This window comes from Veillonella sp. S13054-11 (genome assembly GCF_002959795.1).
Lineage (GTDB): Bacteria > Bacillota > Negativicutes > Veillonellales > Veillonellaceae > Veillonella > Veillonella parvula_E.
In genome coordinates, this window is the sequence record NZ_PPCY01000007.1 from 121,258 (window position 1) to 139,817 (window position 18,560).

General features: G+C 38.9%; 16 protein-coding genes and 1 tRNA gene. 3 read left to right on the forward strand and 14 right to left on the reverse strand.

The features are described from left to right. Positions 1 to 154 precede the first annotated feature (154 nt). The gene (locus VPHSUH08_RS07660; protein ID WP_021147764.1) at positions 155 to 1,390 is read left to right on the forward strand and encodes an FprA family A-type flavoprotein; all 1,236 of its coding nucleotides are present in this window, start codon (positions 155 to 157) and stop codon (positions 1,388 to 1,390) included. 217 nt (positions 1,391 to 1,607) lie between these two features. Further along, a tRNA-Ser gene (locus VPHSUH08_RS07665) sits at positions 1,608 to 1,698 on the forward strand. Between the two features lie 96 nt (positions 1,699 to 1,794). Here the strand turns inward: VPHSUH08_RS07665 and mmuM are convergent. The 3 genes from mmuM to VPHSUH08_RS07680 all read right to left on the reverse strand — a co-directional run bounded on the left by mmuM (position 1,795) and on the right by VPHSUH08_RS07680 (position 5,971). Next, positions 1,795 to 2,820: a homocysteine S-methyltransferase gene (gene mmuM / locus VPHSUH08_RS07670; RefSeq protein ID WP_105087132.1), complete on the reverse strand. Its 1,026-nt coding sequence runs from the start codon at positions 2,818 to 2,820 to the stop codon at positions 1,795 to 1,797. A gap of 76 nt (positions 2,821 to 2,896) precedes the next feature. Next, positions 2,897 to 3,682, reverse strand: coding sequence for a basic amino acid ABC transporter substrate-binding protein (locus tag VPHSUH08_RS07675; protein ID WP_038125788.1), 786 nt, complete (start codon positions 3,680 to 3,682; stop codon positions 2,897 to 2,899). A 351-nt stretch (positions 3,683 to 4,033) separates the two neighbouring features. Further along, complete coding sequence (locus VPHSUH08_RS07680) at positions 4,034 to 5,971, reverse strand: OPT family oligopeptide transporter (RefSeq protein ID WP_004697976.1); 1,938 nt, start codon at positions 5,969 to 5,971, stop codon at positions 4,034 to 4,036. Between the two features lie 246 nt (positions 5,972 to 6,217). Between VPHSUH08_RS07680 and pepT the strand changes: the two genes are divergently transcribed. Then, a complete protein-coding gene (pepT, locus tag VPHSUH08_RS07685; protein ID WP_105087133.1) occupies positions 6,218 to 7,441 on the forward strand; it encodes a peptidase T in 1,224 nt (407 codons plus the stop codon). Between the two features lie 78 nt (positions 7,442 to 7,519). On the opposite strand, the gene VPHSUH08_RS07690 is transcribed toward pepT, so the two are convergent. From VPHSUH08_RS07690 to VPHSUH08_RS07740, 11 genes are all read right to left on the reverse strand, one after another. After that, the gene (locus VPHSUH08_RS07690; protein WP_332057514.1) at positions 7,520 to 8,806 is read right to left on the reverse strand and encodes an MFS transporter; all 1,287 of its coding nucleotides are present in this window, start codon (positions 8,804 to 8,806) and stop codon (positions 7,520 to 7,522) included. A gap of 223 nt (positions 8,807 to 9,029) precedes the next feature. Further along, entirely contained in the window at positions 9,030 to 9,623 is a 594-nt protein-coding gene (locus VPHSUH08_RS07695) for a DNA glycosylase (protein ID WP_008602839.1), read from the reverse strand. 148 nt (positions 9,624 to 9,771) lie between these two features. After that, entirely contained in the window at positions 9,772 to 10,710 is a 939-nt protein-coding gene (locus tag VPHSUH08_RS07700; RefSeq protein ID WP_021147757.1) for a hypothetical protein, read from the reverse strand. 54 nt (positions 10,711 to 10,764) lie between these two features. Continuing rightward, positions 10,765 to 11,496 (reverse strand): sortase, encoded by a 732-nt coding sequence (locus VPHSUH08_RS07705; protein ID WP_105087135.1) that lies wholly within the window; start codon positions 11,494 to 11,496, stop codon positions 10,765 to 10,767. Positions 11,497 to 11,748: 252 nt separating this feature from the next. Continuing rightward, on the reverse strand, positions 11,749 to 12,405 hold the full coding sequence (locus VPHSUH08_RS07710; protein WP_105087136.1) for a hypothetical protein: 657 nt from the start codon (positions 12,403 to 12,405) through the stop codon (positions 11,749 to 11,751). Between the two features lie 8 nt (positions 12,406 to 12,413). Further along, the gene (gene floA / locus VPHSUH08_RS07715) at positions 12,414 to 13,370 is read right to left on the reverse strand and encodes a flotillin-like protein FloA (RefSeq protein WP_004693762.1); all 957 of its coding nucleotides are present in this window, start codon (positions 13,368 to 13,370) and stop codon (positions 12,414 to 12,416) included. Positions 13,371 to 13,406: 36 nt separating this feature from the next. Further along, complete coding sequence (locus VPHSUH08_RS07720; RefSeq protein WP_004693763.1) at positions 13,407 to 13,871, reverse strand: NfeD family protein; 465 nt, start codon at positions 13,869 to 13,871, stop codon at positions 13,407 to 13,409. A 197-nt stretch (positions 13,872 to 14,068) separates the two neighbouring features. Next, positions 14,069 to 15,352 (reverse strand): uracil permease, encoded by a 1,284-nt coding sequence (gene uraA / locus VPHSUH08_RS07725; RefSeq protein WP_105087137.1) that lies wholly within the window; start codon positions 15,350 to 15,352, stop codon positions 14,069 to 14,071. Between the two features lie 128 nt (positions 15,353 to 15,480). Continuing rightward, on the reverse strand, positions 15,481 to 16,806 hold the full coding sequence (locus VPHSUH08_RS07730) for an FtsW/RodA/SpoVE family cell cycle protein (RefSeq protein ID WP_105087138.1): 1,326 nt from the start codon (positions 16,804 to 16,806) through the stop codon (positions 15,481 to 15,483). A 1-nt stretch (position 16,807) separates the two neighbouring features. Further along, positions 16,808 to 17,467 carry a tRNA (guanosine(46)-N7)-methyltransferase TrmB gene (trmB, locus tag VPHSUH08_RS07735; RefSeq protein ID WP_105087139.1) on the reverse strand — a complete coding sequence of 220 codons (660 nt, stop codon included), beginning with the start codon at positions 17,465 to 17,467 and terminating at the stop codon, positions 16,808 to 16,810. Between the two features lie 200 nt (positions 17,468 to 17,667). Further along, positions 17,668 to 18,354 (reverse strand): carboxymuconolactone decarboxylase family protein, encoded by a 687-nt coding sequence (locus VPHSUH08_RS07740; RefSeq protein WP_105087140.1) that lies wholly within the window; start codon positions 18,352 to 18,354, stop codon positions 17,668 to 17,670. Positions 18,355 to 18,560 lie beyond the last annotated feature (206 nt).

An 18,560-nucleotide genomic window follows, 5' to 3' on the forward strand; every position in this document is an offset into this window, starting at 1 on the left:
GAACTTTCATGTGAAAGCCTACTTCTTCAAGTAGGCTTTTTCAATATTGATTTTTTTCGAAAATATTAGTATTATAAATTGATACTATATTTACAGACATGAGTTCTCATGTAAAGCTATACATACCTAGTGTGGGTTAAGAAAGGATTTTATTATGCATTGTGCTCAGAAAATGACTCATAATATCTACTGGATTGGTAGTAATGACTGGACAACAGAACGTTTCGAAAACTTATTTCCTATTCCAAATGGTGTTAGCTATAACAGCTATTTCATCGACGATGAAAAAACTTGTGTGGTAGACTCTGTAGATGCTGAAATTCGCGAAGAGTACTTCGACAACTTGACTCACCTCTTAAATGGTCGTGAACTTGATTACATCGTCGTAAACCATATGGAGCCTGATCATTGCCAAACATTATTGGAAACATTGGAACGGTATCCAAATTGTAAAATGGTAGGTAATGCTACAACATTCCGCATGTTTGAGCAATTCTATAACACTCCAAAACCAGAACAATACCATCAAATTAAAGAAGGCGATGAAATCTGTTTAGGTAAACATACTTTGGTTTCTTACACTATGCCTATGGTTCACTGGCCTGAAGTAACTTGTACATACGAAAAATCTACAGGCACATTGTTCTCTGCAGATGCTTTTGGTACATTCGGTACAGTTAATGGTAATATCTTTGCTGATCAAACCGATTTCGTAGCTACATACGAAGAAGAAGCTCGCCGTTACTATACAAATATCGTTGGTAAATACGGACCACAAGTACAAAATGCGCTTCGCAAAATTTCTAGCCTTGATATCAAACGCATTGCTCCACTTCATGGTCCAATCTGGCGCACCCCTGAATCTATCCAATATATCACGCACAAATACTTACATTGGTCCAGCTATACTGCTGAGAAAAAAGGTGTTGTTATCGCTTTTGGTTCCATGTACGGCAATACTCGTGCTATTGCTCAACAATTGGCTAAACAACTCTCCAAACGTGGTGTTACAGATATCAGAATTTACGATGTTTCCAAAACTAATGCTTCCTACATCATCTCCGATGCTTGGAAATATACTAACTTGGTAACTATCGCACCTACATATAACTTGAATCTATACCTTACTATGGAAAACTTTATCCATGAATTAAAAGCCCTTAACTTCCAAAACCATAAAGTGTCCATCATCGGTAACCACTCTTGGGCTTCCGCTGCGATGAAAACAATGGTTTCCCATTTCGAAAATGACTTCAAAGACATTGAAATCGTTTCCGAACCACTAGATATCAAATCCTCTTTGAAAGAAGAAGATCTTCCATTAATTGAAAAAATGGCAGACGATATCAAAGCATCCATTGAAGCTGCTGAAATTAAAGACGTATTCTAATACAAGAGCCGCCTATTTAGGCGGCTTTTTCTTTTTATATACCAGATTTTATACGCCTAAAACCAGGCTATGTTTTTTGATTTATATCCATTTATTGAAATCAAATACTATTTTTTAAAAGCCTTGTAAATATGCAATAATTCTACTATTTTTTTGCTTGACATAAATCTAACTTTTTCATATACTATACAAGTACCTGTTACACAACAGAATACATGGAGAGGTGTCCGAGCGGCTGAAGGAGCATGATTGGAAATCATGTGTGCGGTTATCCCGTACCCAGGGTTCAAATCCCTGTCTCTCCGCCATAGTAAAAGCAGTGCTTTCGCACTGCTTTTTTATTTGCATATAAAGAAAAAGCTATTCGAATTATACTCGAATAGCTTTTTGTATATCACACTATATTAGTTGTGAATTTTCTTTGCAATATCACCGATAATTTCAGGTGTTGTTCTACAACAGCCACCAATGATTTCAGCTCCAGCTTTTCGCCATACCTCAACGTAGTCTACAAATGATGCAGCATCGCCATACCAAGTTTTAGTTTTACTATCATAGCTTTCACCAAGATTAGGATATACAGCAATCGGTTTATCTGTAACAGTACGAATATCTTTTATCAATGATTCTACATATTCCGGTTTAGTACAATTAATGCCAATCCCCGTAATAGGATGTACCTTGTCGATCATTTGTGCACATTTAATAATGGTTTCGCCACTAGAAACATGATGCCCATCTTTACAGGAAAAAGCAATCCATGCAGGAATACCTTTTGATGTAAATGGATCAGACATAGCTCTTGCAATAGCAATCGCTTCAGCATAAGACGGTATAGTTTCAAAGGATAATATGTCTGGATGTTCTTCGCAGAATAATGCTAGTCGTGGAATATGGAATATTTCTAGATATTCTGTTTGCACATCAGGATAACCACGGTATTCAGAGCCATCAGCCAAGAAAGCGCCATAAGGACCTACAGAAGCTGCCACCAACGGTTTAGGTAACGCACCTTCAGAAAAATATCTAATTCCCTTAGGAGTCTCTTCACCAAGCGTAATTCCACGCAATGTAAGTGCCCCACTCGCCTTTGCTTCTAAAAACTCATTACGAGCTTGCACGGCTAAACGAACAGAAAGTTTAACGAGCTCTATCGCTTCTTCCGTTCCATAACCTAAACCTTTAAAGCCTGCTACTGTCGCTTGATAACCAGAGCTTTGAATGATATCGGCACCAGCAGCTAAATAAGAAATATGTATTTTCTTAATGATATCTGGCTGATCCATGAGAACCTTAGCAGACCACAACTTATGTTGAATATCACAGCCATAACGCTCTAATTCGGTCCCTAAAGCTCCATCTAAGACGAGGGCGCCCTTTTCCTTAATAATATCTAAAAATGCACTTCGTTTAGCCATCATATCACCCATTCTATACATACCTCTTATAACATGAGGATTACCTAGCATATTATATCAAATAATACATTCTGGTACTATCTACAAACTATTTTAATACCTCTGCTGGAGGCTCCTTACCAAACCATTTCTTATAAATTTCTGCGTATTTACCGTTTGCTTTGATCTTAGCCAAACCATCATTGATTTTGTTAAGCAACTCTGTATTACCTTTTTTCACAGCAATACCTAGTGGTGCCGCATCATAGTCCTCTCCAGTAACCTTTGCGATACCTTTGCCTTTACCATTAACATAATATTCGTTTACTGGTGTATCATTGATAACTACATCGACGCCTTTATTTTGCAATTCTAAGAACGCATCGACAATGATATTAAACTGACGTACATCGGCATTGGGAATCTTGCTAGCAATCTCTGCACCAGTAGAGCCGATGGATACACCAATGCGTTTACCTTCTAGATCCTTAAAACTATTAATATTGGTGTTATCAATGTTCACAACGAGACCATTACCTGCAATATAGTACGGTTTACTAAAGTCAACAGATTTTGCTCGTTCTTCAGAAATAGTCATATCCGAAATAGCGATGTCGATGGTATTACTTTGTAATGCTGGTAAAAGCGCATCAAAGTTTAGATTTTGAATATCTGCTTCTATGCCCTCTTCGTTTGCAATCGCATTGATAATATCAATATCAAAACCAGCTAATTTACCACTATCTTTGTCTTTAAAACCAAATGGTGCATAGGTCGCATCAGTACCTACGCGCCATGCCTTCTGACTATTACCTGCATTACCACAGCCTGCGATTAATAAACTACTAGCAATGGTGAAAGCCCCTAATAGAGCTGCTATTTTCTTAAATTTCATATTATTATCCTTACTTCTCTCCGTTCTATCTAGAAACAGAGTTCTTCTTAATCAACTAATATATTTATACTTACACTTATGAGCATAATAAAAATAATACCTCTAAAGGTATTATAATTTTATGATAACATTCGATATAGCACGGGTCAATAATTCCAACTATACCAATAGGTATTGAATTGATATAGTTTTTAGCTATATCGAAAATAACATTCCTAAGTATATAAAAAGACCGCCTTTACCAAGCATAGATGAAACTTGATAAAGGCGGTCATCTCCAAAATGGAGGATTCCTGATTATTTATAGAATAAATAAGCTATTCAATTCATTTAGGATATATAGTATGTAATTTATTTAGCATGTTTAGCTTTTATATACATAGCTACCTTGTACAAGAACGTACAGAGTAATAAATACATTACGATACTGAGATATGTCGCTTCAGGTGTTTCTACCCAAGCTTGAGCAAATACATCAACACCTGCAATACGAAGCACAGCACTGAACAAGGAGCCAATAGCACCACCAGCTACGAGACCAGAGGCAATTGTACTACCTTTGGAGAAACGAAGATCTGCCAATTCTTTGTCTTTTGTACTATTTTGTACAAGATACGCAATCAAACCTCCGATAAGTAATGGTGTGTTGATTTCCATTGGCAAATATGTGCCCAAAGCAAATGCCAATGGTGGAACTCTTACCATCCACAAGATGATTGCAAATAATGCGCCAGCCATGTATAGAGGCCATTGAGCACTACCACCAGTCATCATTGGCTCAATGATGGCGGCCATAGCGTTCGCTTGAGGTGCATTTAATGCATGATCTCCTACAAATCCATAAGCATCGTTCAAAAGAATCATAACACCTACAGAAAGTACGGCACAAAGAATAGTACCAACGATTTGCCATTGTTCCATTTTCTTAGGTGTAGCACCTGTCATATGTGCCACCTTAAGCTCAGACATGAAGTTACCAGCCATCCCAATAGTAGTACCAATAAAGGATGCCATCATGAGGACTGCAATCATACCGACCTTACCAGTCATACCTGCTGCGGTTAAGCATACAGCGGAGATGATAATCATAAAGATTGTCATACCTGAAACTGGTTCCGTACCTGTATAAGCGATGGAGCTAATCCCCACTACAGACAATAGGAAGGACATAATAAGAACGATTAAGAACGCTACAATTGTTTGTCCGAAGCTTTCAGCATACATAAAATGGAAATATGCTGCAAATAAAACTGTACATAACAAGATACCAGCACCAATCCAAGATGTAGGTACGTCACGTTGTGTACGAAGCAAATTAACATCTACAGTTTTAGAACTAAAGATGTCAAGCACTGCATTTTTAACAACATTTGCTACCACTTTAGACATTGTAATTAGACCGATGATGCCTGCCATAGCGAGCATGCCGATACCAATATGACGAACATAATCAAGGAATACCTTACGAATTGGGGCCTCCCCTAATGGAACTGCATGGCCGCCAATTTGCATGATATGTTCAGGCGCTAAATAGTACACAATTGGAATACATACAAACCAAGAGAAGAAGGAACCGGCTGCAATGATAGCCGCATAGCGAAGGCCCGTGAAATAACCAAGGCCAAGCAATGCTGCATCAGTATCTACCGCTGCGGTTAGCTTAGTTTGATCTGCAAGGGCTGCCCCCCACTTAAAGGTAGCAGTGCGAATAACCTCTTGCCACCACCCTAAACTATTAAGAATAAAGTCATACACGAGAGCAATTAAACCAGAGCCAAGCATAAGTTTTGCTTTGCTACCTTCATTACTCATCAATACTTCCGCTGCAGCACGACCACTTGGGAACGGATACACATAGTGCATTTCCTCAACGAAATAGCGACGGAACATAACGCATAATAAAACACCTAAAACGCCGCCAAGAATGATAGGAATCGCCATTTGTACGAATGATACATCTGTTACATTCCAGATGTAAAGAGCTGGCAAGAAGAACATAGCCCCTGCTAATGTGTTCGTACTAGAACTAGCGATAGCTTGAATGTGTACCGTTTCGGCAAAAGCATTTTGCCGCTTTAAAATAACTGCTGTACCCATAGCAAGTACAGATACTGGTGCAAAGGCATCTACTGTTTGACCGATTTTCAAACATAAATAGCCAACAGCCAGTGTGAAAACTGCCGCATAGAACAAGCCCCAGAAGACTACATATGAGTTAATCTCTACGTAATCTTTCTTAGGATCTAACACCGGTTCTATGGGTGGAATGGAACGAACCTCGTCCGACATAGTAAAACCTCCTCACAGAAAAAGTACAAACGTATAACTATTCACCTTTATACTAACACGGTACTACACATGGTTCAATGGTTTTCTATGCACTATGCGAATAAAACAATACACCCCCTATAAATAATTATTTTGCATTTTTGGCGTCCCTGTTCTACAATGAAAGTATATTAAGAATCTCTATTATGTAACGGTATCGTATACTGCCCTGTATAACACGTATGTTTACTTACGAGGAGGCTCATTATGGAATCAATGGTCGAACGTTTTGTACGCTATACAAGCATAAATACACGGTCTAATGAGGAAAGTACAACCATTCCTAGTACTCAAACTCAAGTAGACTTTGCTATGAATGTGCTCGTTCCTGATTTAAAAGCAATCGGTTTAGATGAAGTTATTTACAATCGTGAAAATGGTTTTGTCATCGGTACGCTCAATGCCAATACAGATGAAAAAGCTCCTGCTATCGGCTTCATTGCCCATATGGATACAGCCGATTACAACGCGGAAAATATTAAGCCTCGCATCGTAGAAAACTATGATGGCGGGGATATTTGCCTTAACGAAGAACATCAAATCTTCACCCGTCGTGCAGATTTTCCAAATCTAAAAAATTACATTGGCAAGTCCTTAGTTGTAACCGATGGTCTAACACTTCTTGGTGGTGACGACAAGGCTGGTATCTGCGAAATCATGGAAGCCCTCGCCTATCTCGTATCTCACCCAGAAATCAAACATGGTAAAATCATGTGTGCTTTCGGTCCAGATGAAGAAATCGGTACTGGTGCTGACCACTTCGATGTTAAACAATTTCCTGTAGACTATGCTTACACTATCGATGGTGAAAGCCTAGGCCAACTCGAATATGAAACCTTTAACGCTGCTGGCGGTACAGTAACCCTCAAAGGCGTATCCGTTCACACAGGTACTGCCAAAGGCATTATGATCAACTGTGCTAAACTAGCTATGCAATTTGACGCTTTATTACCAGGAGCAGCTGTTCCTGAGCACACATGTGGTCGCCAAGGTTTCTTTATGCTCATGAGCATGGAAACACAAGTAGATACCGGCAAAATGAACTATATTATCCGCGACCATAATAAGGAATTGTTCGAAGCAAAAAAAGCATTCTTCTTACAAGCAGGTCAAACATTGAATGAAATATATGGGCGTGAAGTATGTGAGGTCTCTGTAAAAGACCAATACTACAACATGTACGATATCATCAAAGACAATATGGAATGCGTAAACGTAGCCAAAGCAGCAATGAAAAAAGCTGGAATTACACCTACTTGTGATCCTATTCGCGGTGGCACAGATGGATCCAAAATCTCCTTCATGGGCATTCCTACACCAAATATTTTTACAGGCGTAGAAAATCTACATGGTCGTCATGAATTCGCATGTATCGATGATATGAAAAAAGCTGTTGAAGTTATCGTTAATATTGTAAATATTGAAAAATAATAATATTAGCAAAGCAGTACTAGATAACCAAAAAGGACTATACGAGCCTAGGCTCGTATAGTCCTTTTATTTTACATTTTACGCAAGCTTACCATTATGTTTACGATTCCTAATTTCTTCTTCTTCAGCGCGAGCTTTCAACGAGAGGTCTCTCTCAGTCCCCACATAACGGCCATATAATAAATAATAGGCAACCAGCGCAAGGAGCGCAACAACAACAGTTACATGGAACATACTAGCATAACCTACAACCTCTTTAACGGCACCTAAAATATAGGGGCCAAAGCCAAGCCCCATATCCAAGGCAATGAAGTATGTAGATGTGGCAACACCAATACGATGAACAGGTACTATCTTAACAGTAACAGCTTGTCCGTTGGACATAAATGTACCATATCCAAGGCCAACAAACACAGCCGATAAAAGCACAAGCCATGTGGAGTGAGCGATGGATAATAAGAAAATACCAAGTGCTAAGGATACAAAACAAGGATAAAGAACGAAGTTTTCCCCTTTCATATCAAAAACAATGCCAAGCAATGGTCTTGTTATAGTAATAACTACAGCATATACAACAAAGAAGAAAGTGCCCGCCATAATAAGATCTAGATCTTTTGTGTAAGCCGCCATAAAGCCAATAACGCCAGAGTAAGCAAAGCCGACTAGAATGGAAACAAGACTGATTGAATTCATCCGTGGTTCAATATAGTCCGAGATTCTAATGCCCTTATGTCCTTCAGATTCGATACCAAGTTTAGGTTCATTAAATTTCATGATTACAGAACCAATACCGCAAAGGATGATAAGTACAACACAGAATGCAATGATAAAATCATAACCAAGACTATGAAGCATCAATATACCTAAGAATGGTCCTACTGCAGCGGCGAGAGAGGTAGATAAGCCATAATAGTTAATCCCTTCCCCTCGACGTGACGTAGGAATAATAGCAGCTATGATAGTACTTGTAGCAGTAGATGTAATACCATAAGCAAAACCATTTAAGAAGCGAACACTATCAAGCATTAGTAAATTAGGTGTGTAAAAATACATAGCTGTTGAAATCAAGTAAATCAATAACCCTAAATAGAGCATCTTACGACATCCTAGGATACTGATAAACCGCCCTGCCAACAAACGGGCTACAACGGTGCCAATAATATATATACCAACAGCAAGTCCCGCTTGACTAGCCGTAGCATGAAGATTATCTTTTGCTACAACCGCAATAATAACGATTAATAAATAATAAATTAAAAATACTAAGAAATTAATCAAAGTATCAAGGACAAAGGATTTTGTCCACAAGGCCTCCTTAGCCTTATCCATATTATCAACTCCATTTTTTAAATTATTGTCAACCAGTTTGCGACAACGGTTAATTATAAACCTCTCATTATAAAAAACAAGAATTAAAATATTATATATCTCATCAATTTTATTTATAATAAACTACATATTCACAATAAATATGCATTAATTTCCATTTTAATACCTCATATATTTTTACGATATAAAAACACCTTCAATAGCGACAGATGAGACCAAAAGACTCAAAGCCAACTATTAAAGGTGCTACTTTAAATATTTATTTTGTTTTTAGACCACAAGCTTTGAAGAAATTCTTGTACGCTTCAGCCTTTTTCGGTAGGCTCAACGGATAGGCACGTGATGTAGATGGCAAACGTGTCAATGTCAATTCCCGACCATTAAATACAAAAGGAATTGTTTCACCAGTTTTAGGTAATTTAACCTTTTCTGGTAAAAGGCTCAATAAAATCTCCGTAGCCTTGCCGCCTGTTGTACCAATATGCTTACAGTCAGGGATTTGCTCCAGTACGTCCGCAAGTGGAACTGGTTCAACGACCTTAAGAAATGCATCAGATGCATTCCCTTTTTCGCGAATAGCTTTCAAAACAGTAGGACAAGATGCAATTCCAGCTTCAGACAAAAAGGCTTTAATCTTCTCAGGATCCATCGCTTTTTCCTCACCATTTCTAAAATGATCCTTTTCATCAAAGAATACGAGGCCAAAAACACGCCACATATCATTTTGGAAATTTGGATAATGGAATTCCATAGCACGTTTTGATTGTTCTGGAGGAAATGTGCCCATCATCATGACTGTTGCCTTCTTTGGTAAGAATGGAGGGAATGGTCTTGTTTCAATTGTTTCTGCCATATAGCATCAACTCCTTTCACATTCTAATATGAACTTAATTTTCAATACAATATATGAGATATATCACACATTATAATCCAATTAGCTCCTAGGTGAAAGCAACTAAAGAACTTATTAAAATATATCAATAGACTTACATTATCTATTATTATTGGCCAATTGGTTGAGAAACTAAGGTATTAATATGATCAAAACCAACTGGTGTCGGAGATACGAGATACAAGCAAATTACAGCAGCCACGGCAAAACCGATTGCCAAATAAGAGAAACTGCCATTCCGAGGAAATTCATACATACCAAAGAGGCGTATCCCTATAGCAGCACCAATAGCTGTAATCAAAGACGGTATAGAAAAAATGTTATAAAAGCCGAATACTACCATAAGGCCTGCATAGCCACCTACTACAGTAACCATAGGCAACATGCGATCCATTGGATTTGGAATAGATCGCGTTAGTGCAGCTGGATAATATGAAGCCTCTACGCCAAACATGCCTAAGAATATATTAAAACCAGCCCAAATGCTATCCCATGCGCTTCTAAAAGCATCTCTATGCTTGCCGGCATACCATGCAAAGTCCGTAACGATTAAAATGGCTAAGCCTACACAGACAAAGTAGAATTCACTAGGAATTTTAGGACCTATATAGGCGCCTACAGCTGTTACAACGGCACTCAAAATCGATGCCACTATTACGCGCTGTAAACGAGGCCGTTTATTTTCAGGAATGCGTTTATACACAGTAGCCAATAACTCTAAAACAAAGCAAGCCATAAAAACGGCAATGCCTGCAGCAGGAACAAAGAAGGCGCTTACCAAACTCAAAATAAAGGGAATGCACAGGCGCCATTTAGGGAATAAGACAAGATCTTTATAATCTAAACGAATATCTTGTGTTTCCATAGTGAAGTTGTTGTACACCACAAAAAGCAACATAAAAGCGATTACGTCAACCGCAGTGGCACCCCAAATCAATAAGGTTGGTACTACAACCATTGATAAGGCTACTCCAGAAAGGCGAGATAAGCCAGCAGCCACTAAGCCCAGTAATAAAAACGGTGTTAAAGCAGATATAATTTCGAGCATAATATTCCTCCCATCATTGTATAAATTTAAGTATATAGTATCTACCACACTACATCAAGGAGAGATATATTCTTTCATAGCTAGACGCTTTCGCACAGCAGAGGTAGAGCATCCCATCACCTGTGCAATCTTTGCAACTCCATAACCTTGTGCACGGAGTTTTTTAATCTTATTTTCGTCTAGATCAAGAGTATTTGCCCTTATTTCTATACCTTGCTCTCGCAAATACATTGCCACTGTAGAACCACGTATCCCATAAGCCAATCCAATGTCATCTGTACTCATGTGATGATGAATATATAAATAAGCCATCTCCTCTACGCGCATAGGCTTTCGCGCTTTAGGAAGTAAGCAATTTCCCATATGCCGCAATACATGGTGAACTTTCCATCGCGATATACCATACATACGAGCAATAGCATCTGTACTATTTCCACTTTTATAAGCCCTACATATACGTACTACATCTATAGAGACGTTTTTATTTGATTGCTGACAAACCAATCCATATTCCTTCAAGCGATTCGCCATCGTCGTAATAGACACATCATAACGCTTTGCTAATGAATGGAGCGACCACTTACCGGTCTCATACAAAGCTTGTACATGGACCATATTGATTTCTTTCTTCAGAGGCCTCCGTTCGATATCGTACGCTTTCATACGGCGCATGATGGTATCAACACTACATTGAAAATAATCCGCCACATCGCGAATGCTCCATTGCTTCTCTATATATAATTGGTGCAACAGCTGTTTTGGTATAACACGCACATTTCGATACATAATTTTACCTTTCCTTATAAACGAACTCCTTCCCCTATTATTGTGAAAGTTTCACTAGGAAAAAACAATAAAAAAGAGGTTCCTAATAGTCACATAGGTGACCAATAGGAACCTCTTTCAATATGTAATTATATGCCCCACATTATGATATGTGACAGTATGGTTGCTATACCACATCAGTGCACAATCCGTTATTATTTATGTTCTAATAAAACCATAATTAGTTTATACGCTTATAAATAGATTGCTTCATTAGCGGTATCTACGTTCAAGAGCTTTAGGTTTACTTAAAATGATGGACCATTTCATGCCCTCTTTTAAAGCATGATTAGATCTACGCCCACAAGTTGAAGTCGCAGCTAGAGCAGTAGGCGCAGTTGTAATGCCTACATTTTCAACAAGAACTTGTCCCTCTTTAGCTGCTTTATCTCGTTTAAACTCAGCTAGTCTTTCACTTAAGGTCGGCCCCGTAACAGCTTCTCTATCTAAGCGAGTCTTACTGGTAGTATAACTTGGAGTGCTACTGGAACTTTTCATTGATAAGGCTTCAATATCTCGTTGAGCTGCTGCAGCCTCTTCATTGAAATGTATGTCCTCCATAGTTTGCGATGGGGGTTCTGGTTGCTGATTGACAATCGGTTTATCTTCATAAGAGTCCCGATAAAAGTCATCAACCTTAGACAAATCTTCCATAGACGGTTCATCTACCTTGCGTTCTATGGAGATGCCATATTCGCGCTCCATATCTTCCCAAGTTCCGCCACCAGAGCTTTCATACTCATCATACTCTTCAGACTCTTCAGTATTCTTATTTTTTATAATGGAAAAAGCAATGTACGCGATGATACCTAAAACAAAGATTGGATTATGCGAAAAGATGGATAGCACTGAAGACAAAATAGAGTCCATAGCTACTCCTATTCACCATCTGCTAAGTTTTCACGCATTTTAGTGTCTGCAATAATATTGTTCATATTGTAGTAATCCATAACGCCAAGATTACCATTTCTGAAAGCTTCTGCCAATGCTTTAGGGACTTCAGCTTGTGCTTCCACAACCTTAGCTTGCATGTCTTGTGTTTTAGCACGCATTTCTTGTTCTGTAGCAACAGCCATTGCACGACGTTCTTCCGCACGAGCTTGAGCGATTTTCTTATCCGCTTCCGCTTGGTCAGTTTGCAATTGAGCGCCAATGTTACGTCCCACGTCTACGTCAGCGATATCGATGGACAAGATTTCGAATGCAGTACCCGCATCAAGGCCTTTACCCAATACAGTACGGGAAATGTGATCTGGATTTTCCAATACATCTGTATGTTCTTCAGAGGAACCTACAGTCGTTACGATACCTTCACCTACACGGGCAATAATTGTGGCTTCACCAGCACCCCCAACGAGGCGATCGATATTCGCACGTACAGTAACACGAGCACGAACTTTCAATTCGATACCATTTTTTGCTACCGCAGAAATAATTGGAGTTTCAATCACTTTAGGATTAACGGACATTTGAACCGCTTCCAATACATCACGACCGGCGAGGTCGATAGCTGCGGAACGTTCAAAGGTCAACGGAATAGATGCCCGTTCAGCGGCAATCAAAGCATCTACAACGCGGTCAACGTCACCACCTGCAAGATAATGCGCTTCCAACTGATTTACATTCACATCAAGCCCCGCTTTATTAGCTTTAATCAACGGCATTACAATTTGAGACGGATTTACGCGACGCAAGCGCATACCTACAAGTGTAAAGATACCAACATTAACGCCCGCTGCTAAAGCAGATACCCAAAGCCCTAATGGCACAACATATAAGAATACCATAATACCAATCAGCAAAATGGGAATCAAAATTAAAATACCTACATCCATAATAACCTCCATTATTTACAACGATATTATGAAAGCTTAATCTCGCTTTCTAACAATATTGCGACCACCTACAACTCGAAGGACCACAATAGGTGAACCGGCATCGATGAAGTCACCTTCGGTTACAACATCTACCAAATTACCATTAATCTTAGCAATACCTGCCGGGCGTAGTGTTGTATGAGCTACACCTTCCTTGCCAGCCAAATCTTCTAATACATCATTAGATACATAACCGGCTTTTGTCGTAGACCGTTGCCCTAAGGTAAACAATTTGCCTATCCACGTCTTTTCAAAGTGATTAAAGAACACGATGATAATGACAATTAACAAGGCTGTTAATCCTAGCACAGCATACAATGCTACCGTACCTTCCCCAAGAGCTACATAAACGCCCCATAGAAACGCGCAGTAACCGATAAGACCTAGAATACCGCCTGGTACTACGAGTTCTACAGCCATCAAAGAAACACCGATAGCCATCCATATTAAAAACTCCATAGGCCCTCCTCTCTAAAATTAATTTTATACAACTTATATGTTTATTATACAATATTGAAGATAAATTATAAAGATACTAAACAAAAACGACTACTTTCACAGATACAATCTAATTCAGTAGTCGTTTATTATATTGAATACAAGTCAATTCACTTTAATCTCAAGGTTCTACGCCAAGAGCTTAAAGTCGTATAAAGTTATACTTCTGTTTTTTTCAATTGGTCGTTGCCAACGCCTGTTTTTTGAAGGATCAACAAACAAATGCTCATCGCCATACCTACTACAGTAGCAAGACCCATCCCTTTTAAAACTACAGGACCAACCGCAAGTTCTGCGCCGCTAAGACCTACCACAAGGATAACAGATGTAAGAATCATATTAACAGGATTTGTATAATCCACCTTACGTTCTACAAGCATACGCAAGCCAGAAGCTGCGATAATGCCGAACAAAAGAATAGAAACCCCACCCATAACAGGTACTGGGATAGCATGAATAAGTGCTGCCACTTTACCAACAAAGGATATAATCATCGCAAGAACTGCAGCACCGCCAATTACCCATACGCTGAAACAACGAGTAATGGCAAGTACGCCGATGTTTTCACCATACGTCGTATTTGGTGTAGCACCAAAGAAACCAGAAAGAATATTTGCAAGGCCATCACCAAGTAAGGATCTTTGTAGACCAGGCTCTTTCATCAAGTCTTTAGCGATGATATTACTAGTAACAACTAAATGACCAACATGCTCTGCAAATACTACGAAGAGCGCCGGCATAATCATGATAATCGCATTGATATCAAATACAGGCATACCGTAGAACTGAGGCAATGAAAGCCAAGGAGCAGCTTCTACTCCAGAAAAGTCAACAACTCCCATCACAGCAGACAATACATAGCCGGAGACAACACCGATAAGAACAGGAATAACAGCTAAGAAACCACGGAACACAACAGTTCCTAGTAAGGTAACAACTAAGGAAAACATAGAGATAATAACAGCTTGGCTATGGCTCATGCCTAAATCTTGATTACCGATAAGGCCAGACATACTCATCGCTACTGGCGCTAATTCTAAGCCGATAATCGCTACGATAGCACCCATAGCCGCCGGTGGGAATAATTTATCAATCCAACGCGTACCAATATAACGGACGAGAACAGATAAAATTACAAAAGATAAACCAAATACAACGAAGGCCCCTTTTGCCGCTTCATAACCAAGACCTGCAGATAACACACCTGCTACAGGCGCAATAAAGGCAAAGCTGGAACCAAGATATGCAGGAATCTTACCCTTACACACAAACAAGTACAATAATGTACCAATACCATTCATAAACAATGCTGTTGCAGGGTCTACTTTTAATAAATACGGTACCAATACAGTAGAGCCAAACATGGCAAATAAATGTTGAAAACTAAGTGGTAACATTCGGCCCCATGATGGGCGTTCTTGAATATCAATATAATCTTTCATCGTTTCTCCTCACACACAATATAACGATGCTAAGTTCATATAGTACAGTCCTTAAATATACTCTATGAATTTACACAAACAGATTTATCTTATGATACATACGTTAGATATTAACGTTCAAATTTAGTCTATCTACGAGTCGACTTTTTAGAAGGCCGTGGTTTAAACGGTCCAGGCATATTTGTCTTATTAGTACGCGTCGTAGCAGAAGGCTTGAAACGACTTTGTGTTTCTTCACGCAAAGATGGTAATGGTTCAGCTGTACCAACTTGTTTTACCCCTTCTACATTACGACGACCAATGCTTGCCAACAACCCAATAGCCATGAAATTCATCAGCAATGAAGAGCCACCATAACTAACAAATGGTAATGGTACCCCTGTTACAGGCATGATACCGCATACCATAGCGATGTTAAACAAGGCTTGACCACTGATAAGCAATGTTATGCCCATTGCTAACCATTTCCCGAATTCATCACGAGCCTTATTAGAAATGCGGAACCCAAAATAGGTAAAAGCTGCAATCAGAACGACAACAAACACTGCACCAATGAAACCCATTTCTTGGGCCCATACAGCAAAGGCAAAGTCCGTATGTGCTTCTGGTAAGTAAAAATACTTTGATGTACCTTGCATAAAGCCTTCGCCTAAAATACCGCCAGAACCTACGGCCAAGAGCCCTTGAACTGTTTGATACCCCATATCTTGCGCATGAGGCCAAGGATCAAACCAAGACTGAATACGTTCCCAGCGATATGGCGACATACGAGCTGCAATAAAGCCAAGAAATCCAGCTATCACAAAAGCTCCGCCAAAGAATTTTCCATCAAAGCCCGCTAAGTAAATGAGCACAAAAGAAAAGCCAAAAATCAATACGGTCGTGCCCATATCTGGTTGCAAGATTGTTAAGCCTGCAAATATAATTGGCCATATTAACATGGGCAACATATAACTTATACGTTCACTAAAATAACCTTGTAAATTAATGAGAGGGTTAGTATGCTTTGGTTTTCCCCATTTCCGCATGGTACTCAATTTAGCCGACGTCCATATCAAGGCAGCCAATTTCGCAAATTCTGAAGGTTGAATCGATACAGGCCCAATAACAATCCAACGACGTGCACCATTAATGACTGCACCAATCACAAGAACCAAAATCATACCAATTAGTGTAGCAATCATAATTCTTTGCAACATGTGAGGCTTCTGTAACTGACGGTAATCGTAACGATACAATATGACACCTGCCGCCATAGACAAAAACAAGAATGTCATATGTTTTAAAAAGTATCCTAATAATCCCGTATTTTCATAGATAGAGCTGATATACGTAGCACTAAAGATATTTACACTGCCTATAATTGTAATGAGAAGAATAGGTAAGAGCATACCTTGTAAGTCATTTTTAAAGAGTGAGCCCCACCGACTATCCCCCTTATTCGGTGTTTGCATGTTAAGCCTCCTTTTGAACTTTTGGCTTAATTGCTTCTAAGCGGAAAATAGGTTGTCCTTTTTTACTAAATTTCTCTTCATACTCAGTTTTTACATTTGGAAGGTCTGTGCTATGTAAATCATACGTTACATTTTTAAGCTCCCAACCACACGCTTTAAACTCTTCAAGAGAGAACATGAACAACCCTTCATTATCTGTCTTAAAGTGAACTTCTCCACCATCTTTCAAAAGGCGGGCATAACGATCGAGGAATGTGTGATATGTAAGGCGGCGTTTTGCATGTTTAGCCTTAGGCCAAGGATCACAGAAGTTAATATAGAAACGATCAACTTCTCTAGGTGCCACTATCTCTTCGATACCTGCAATATCAAATAGAGAGACCTTTGCATTGTTTCGCTCTCCTTCAAAGATTTTTTGTGCTGCATAATAGATAACACCCATTTGTACTTCAAAACCTACGAAGTTAGCATTTGGATACGCTTCAGACATCCCCGCAATAAAGCGACCTTTCCCCGTCCCTAGTTCCATATATAATGGGTACTCAGGATGTTCAAATAATTCACGCCACTTGCCTTTAAACTCTTCTTGTCCAGACAAAATGATGTGAGAGTCATATTCGTGGATAGCTTCATCAATCCATGGTTTTCTACGAAGGCGCATACTTTCTCCTTACATCTATTTTTAATAATATATTTATATTTGTTTATATTTATTATTACAGGTCATATACCTATCTTATTAATTATAGAAAAGGGGACCTTAAACGTCAATTACATTCTATGGATTTAACCCTAATCATTAAAACTGTGAAAGTAGAAGCCATAAAAAAGACCTACTTCCGAAAGAAGTAGGTCTACATTTTATTGGAAAATCATAGCTTCTAAATTTTCAATTTGATATTGACTTAGGCCAAGTTCAGATAAACTCTTTTCAGCTGCAGTAAAAAGATTATTTTTACCAACTCGAGTACCTAGTGCTGCCGCAGCGACCAATTCACGGTCCAATTTACCTAAACGTGAACGATTACGATTTTGAGGTTTTGGTTTTTTCATACGGAACGTATTATATTGAACCCCCTCTTTTGTTTCCTCAGCTTTTGGCTTTGTTAAAGGCGCCCCATTAGTGCCATTCCCCAATAAAGCACTAAGTCCTGTTTGCTTTGGAACCATTTTCTCGTACTCATCGCCAAACTCAGGGCGCTCATCACGTAATTGATCAAATGTAGCTAAAGCAGCATTCATTTGTTTCAATCCAGCAGCAGAGTAAAGTTGACGAATGGCAATACTCACCTCTTGCGGCGTCAACGTGCCTCGCTCGATAGCAGATGCAATTGCACTCTTTAACGCACCTTGATCACCAGACGCAGTATAGCGGCCGATTTCAACCAAGTCTTTCTGACGTGCATTAAGCTCTTTTGGCGTATATATATTTATCTCAGATATAGATGGTGCCTGTTTAGAAGGTTGTTCTCCCGCCCCATTAGCCTCAAACATATAGCCACCGGCAACGATGGCCACGGCTAATGTTAAGGTTAATACTCTTTTCAAAGTCTTACAATCTCCCTTATCATTAATACTAATTGTATAATACTGCAATAGTAGCGTACATTATCAATGGATTTATTTTACTGTTCTACTGTAATACATACTGTAGATATTATTATATAATACTTCATCTAATTTTTATAGTCCTATTCGAAAAAAATCTATAATCTTTTAATAAATTATATATATTCTGTCTCTTATACACATCT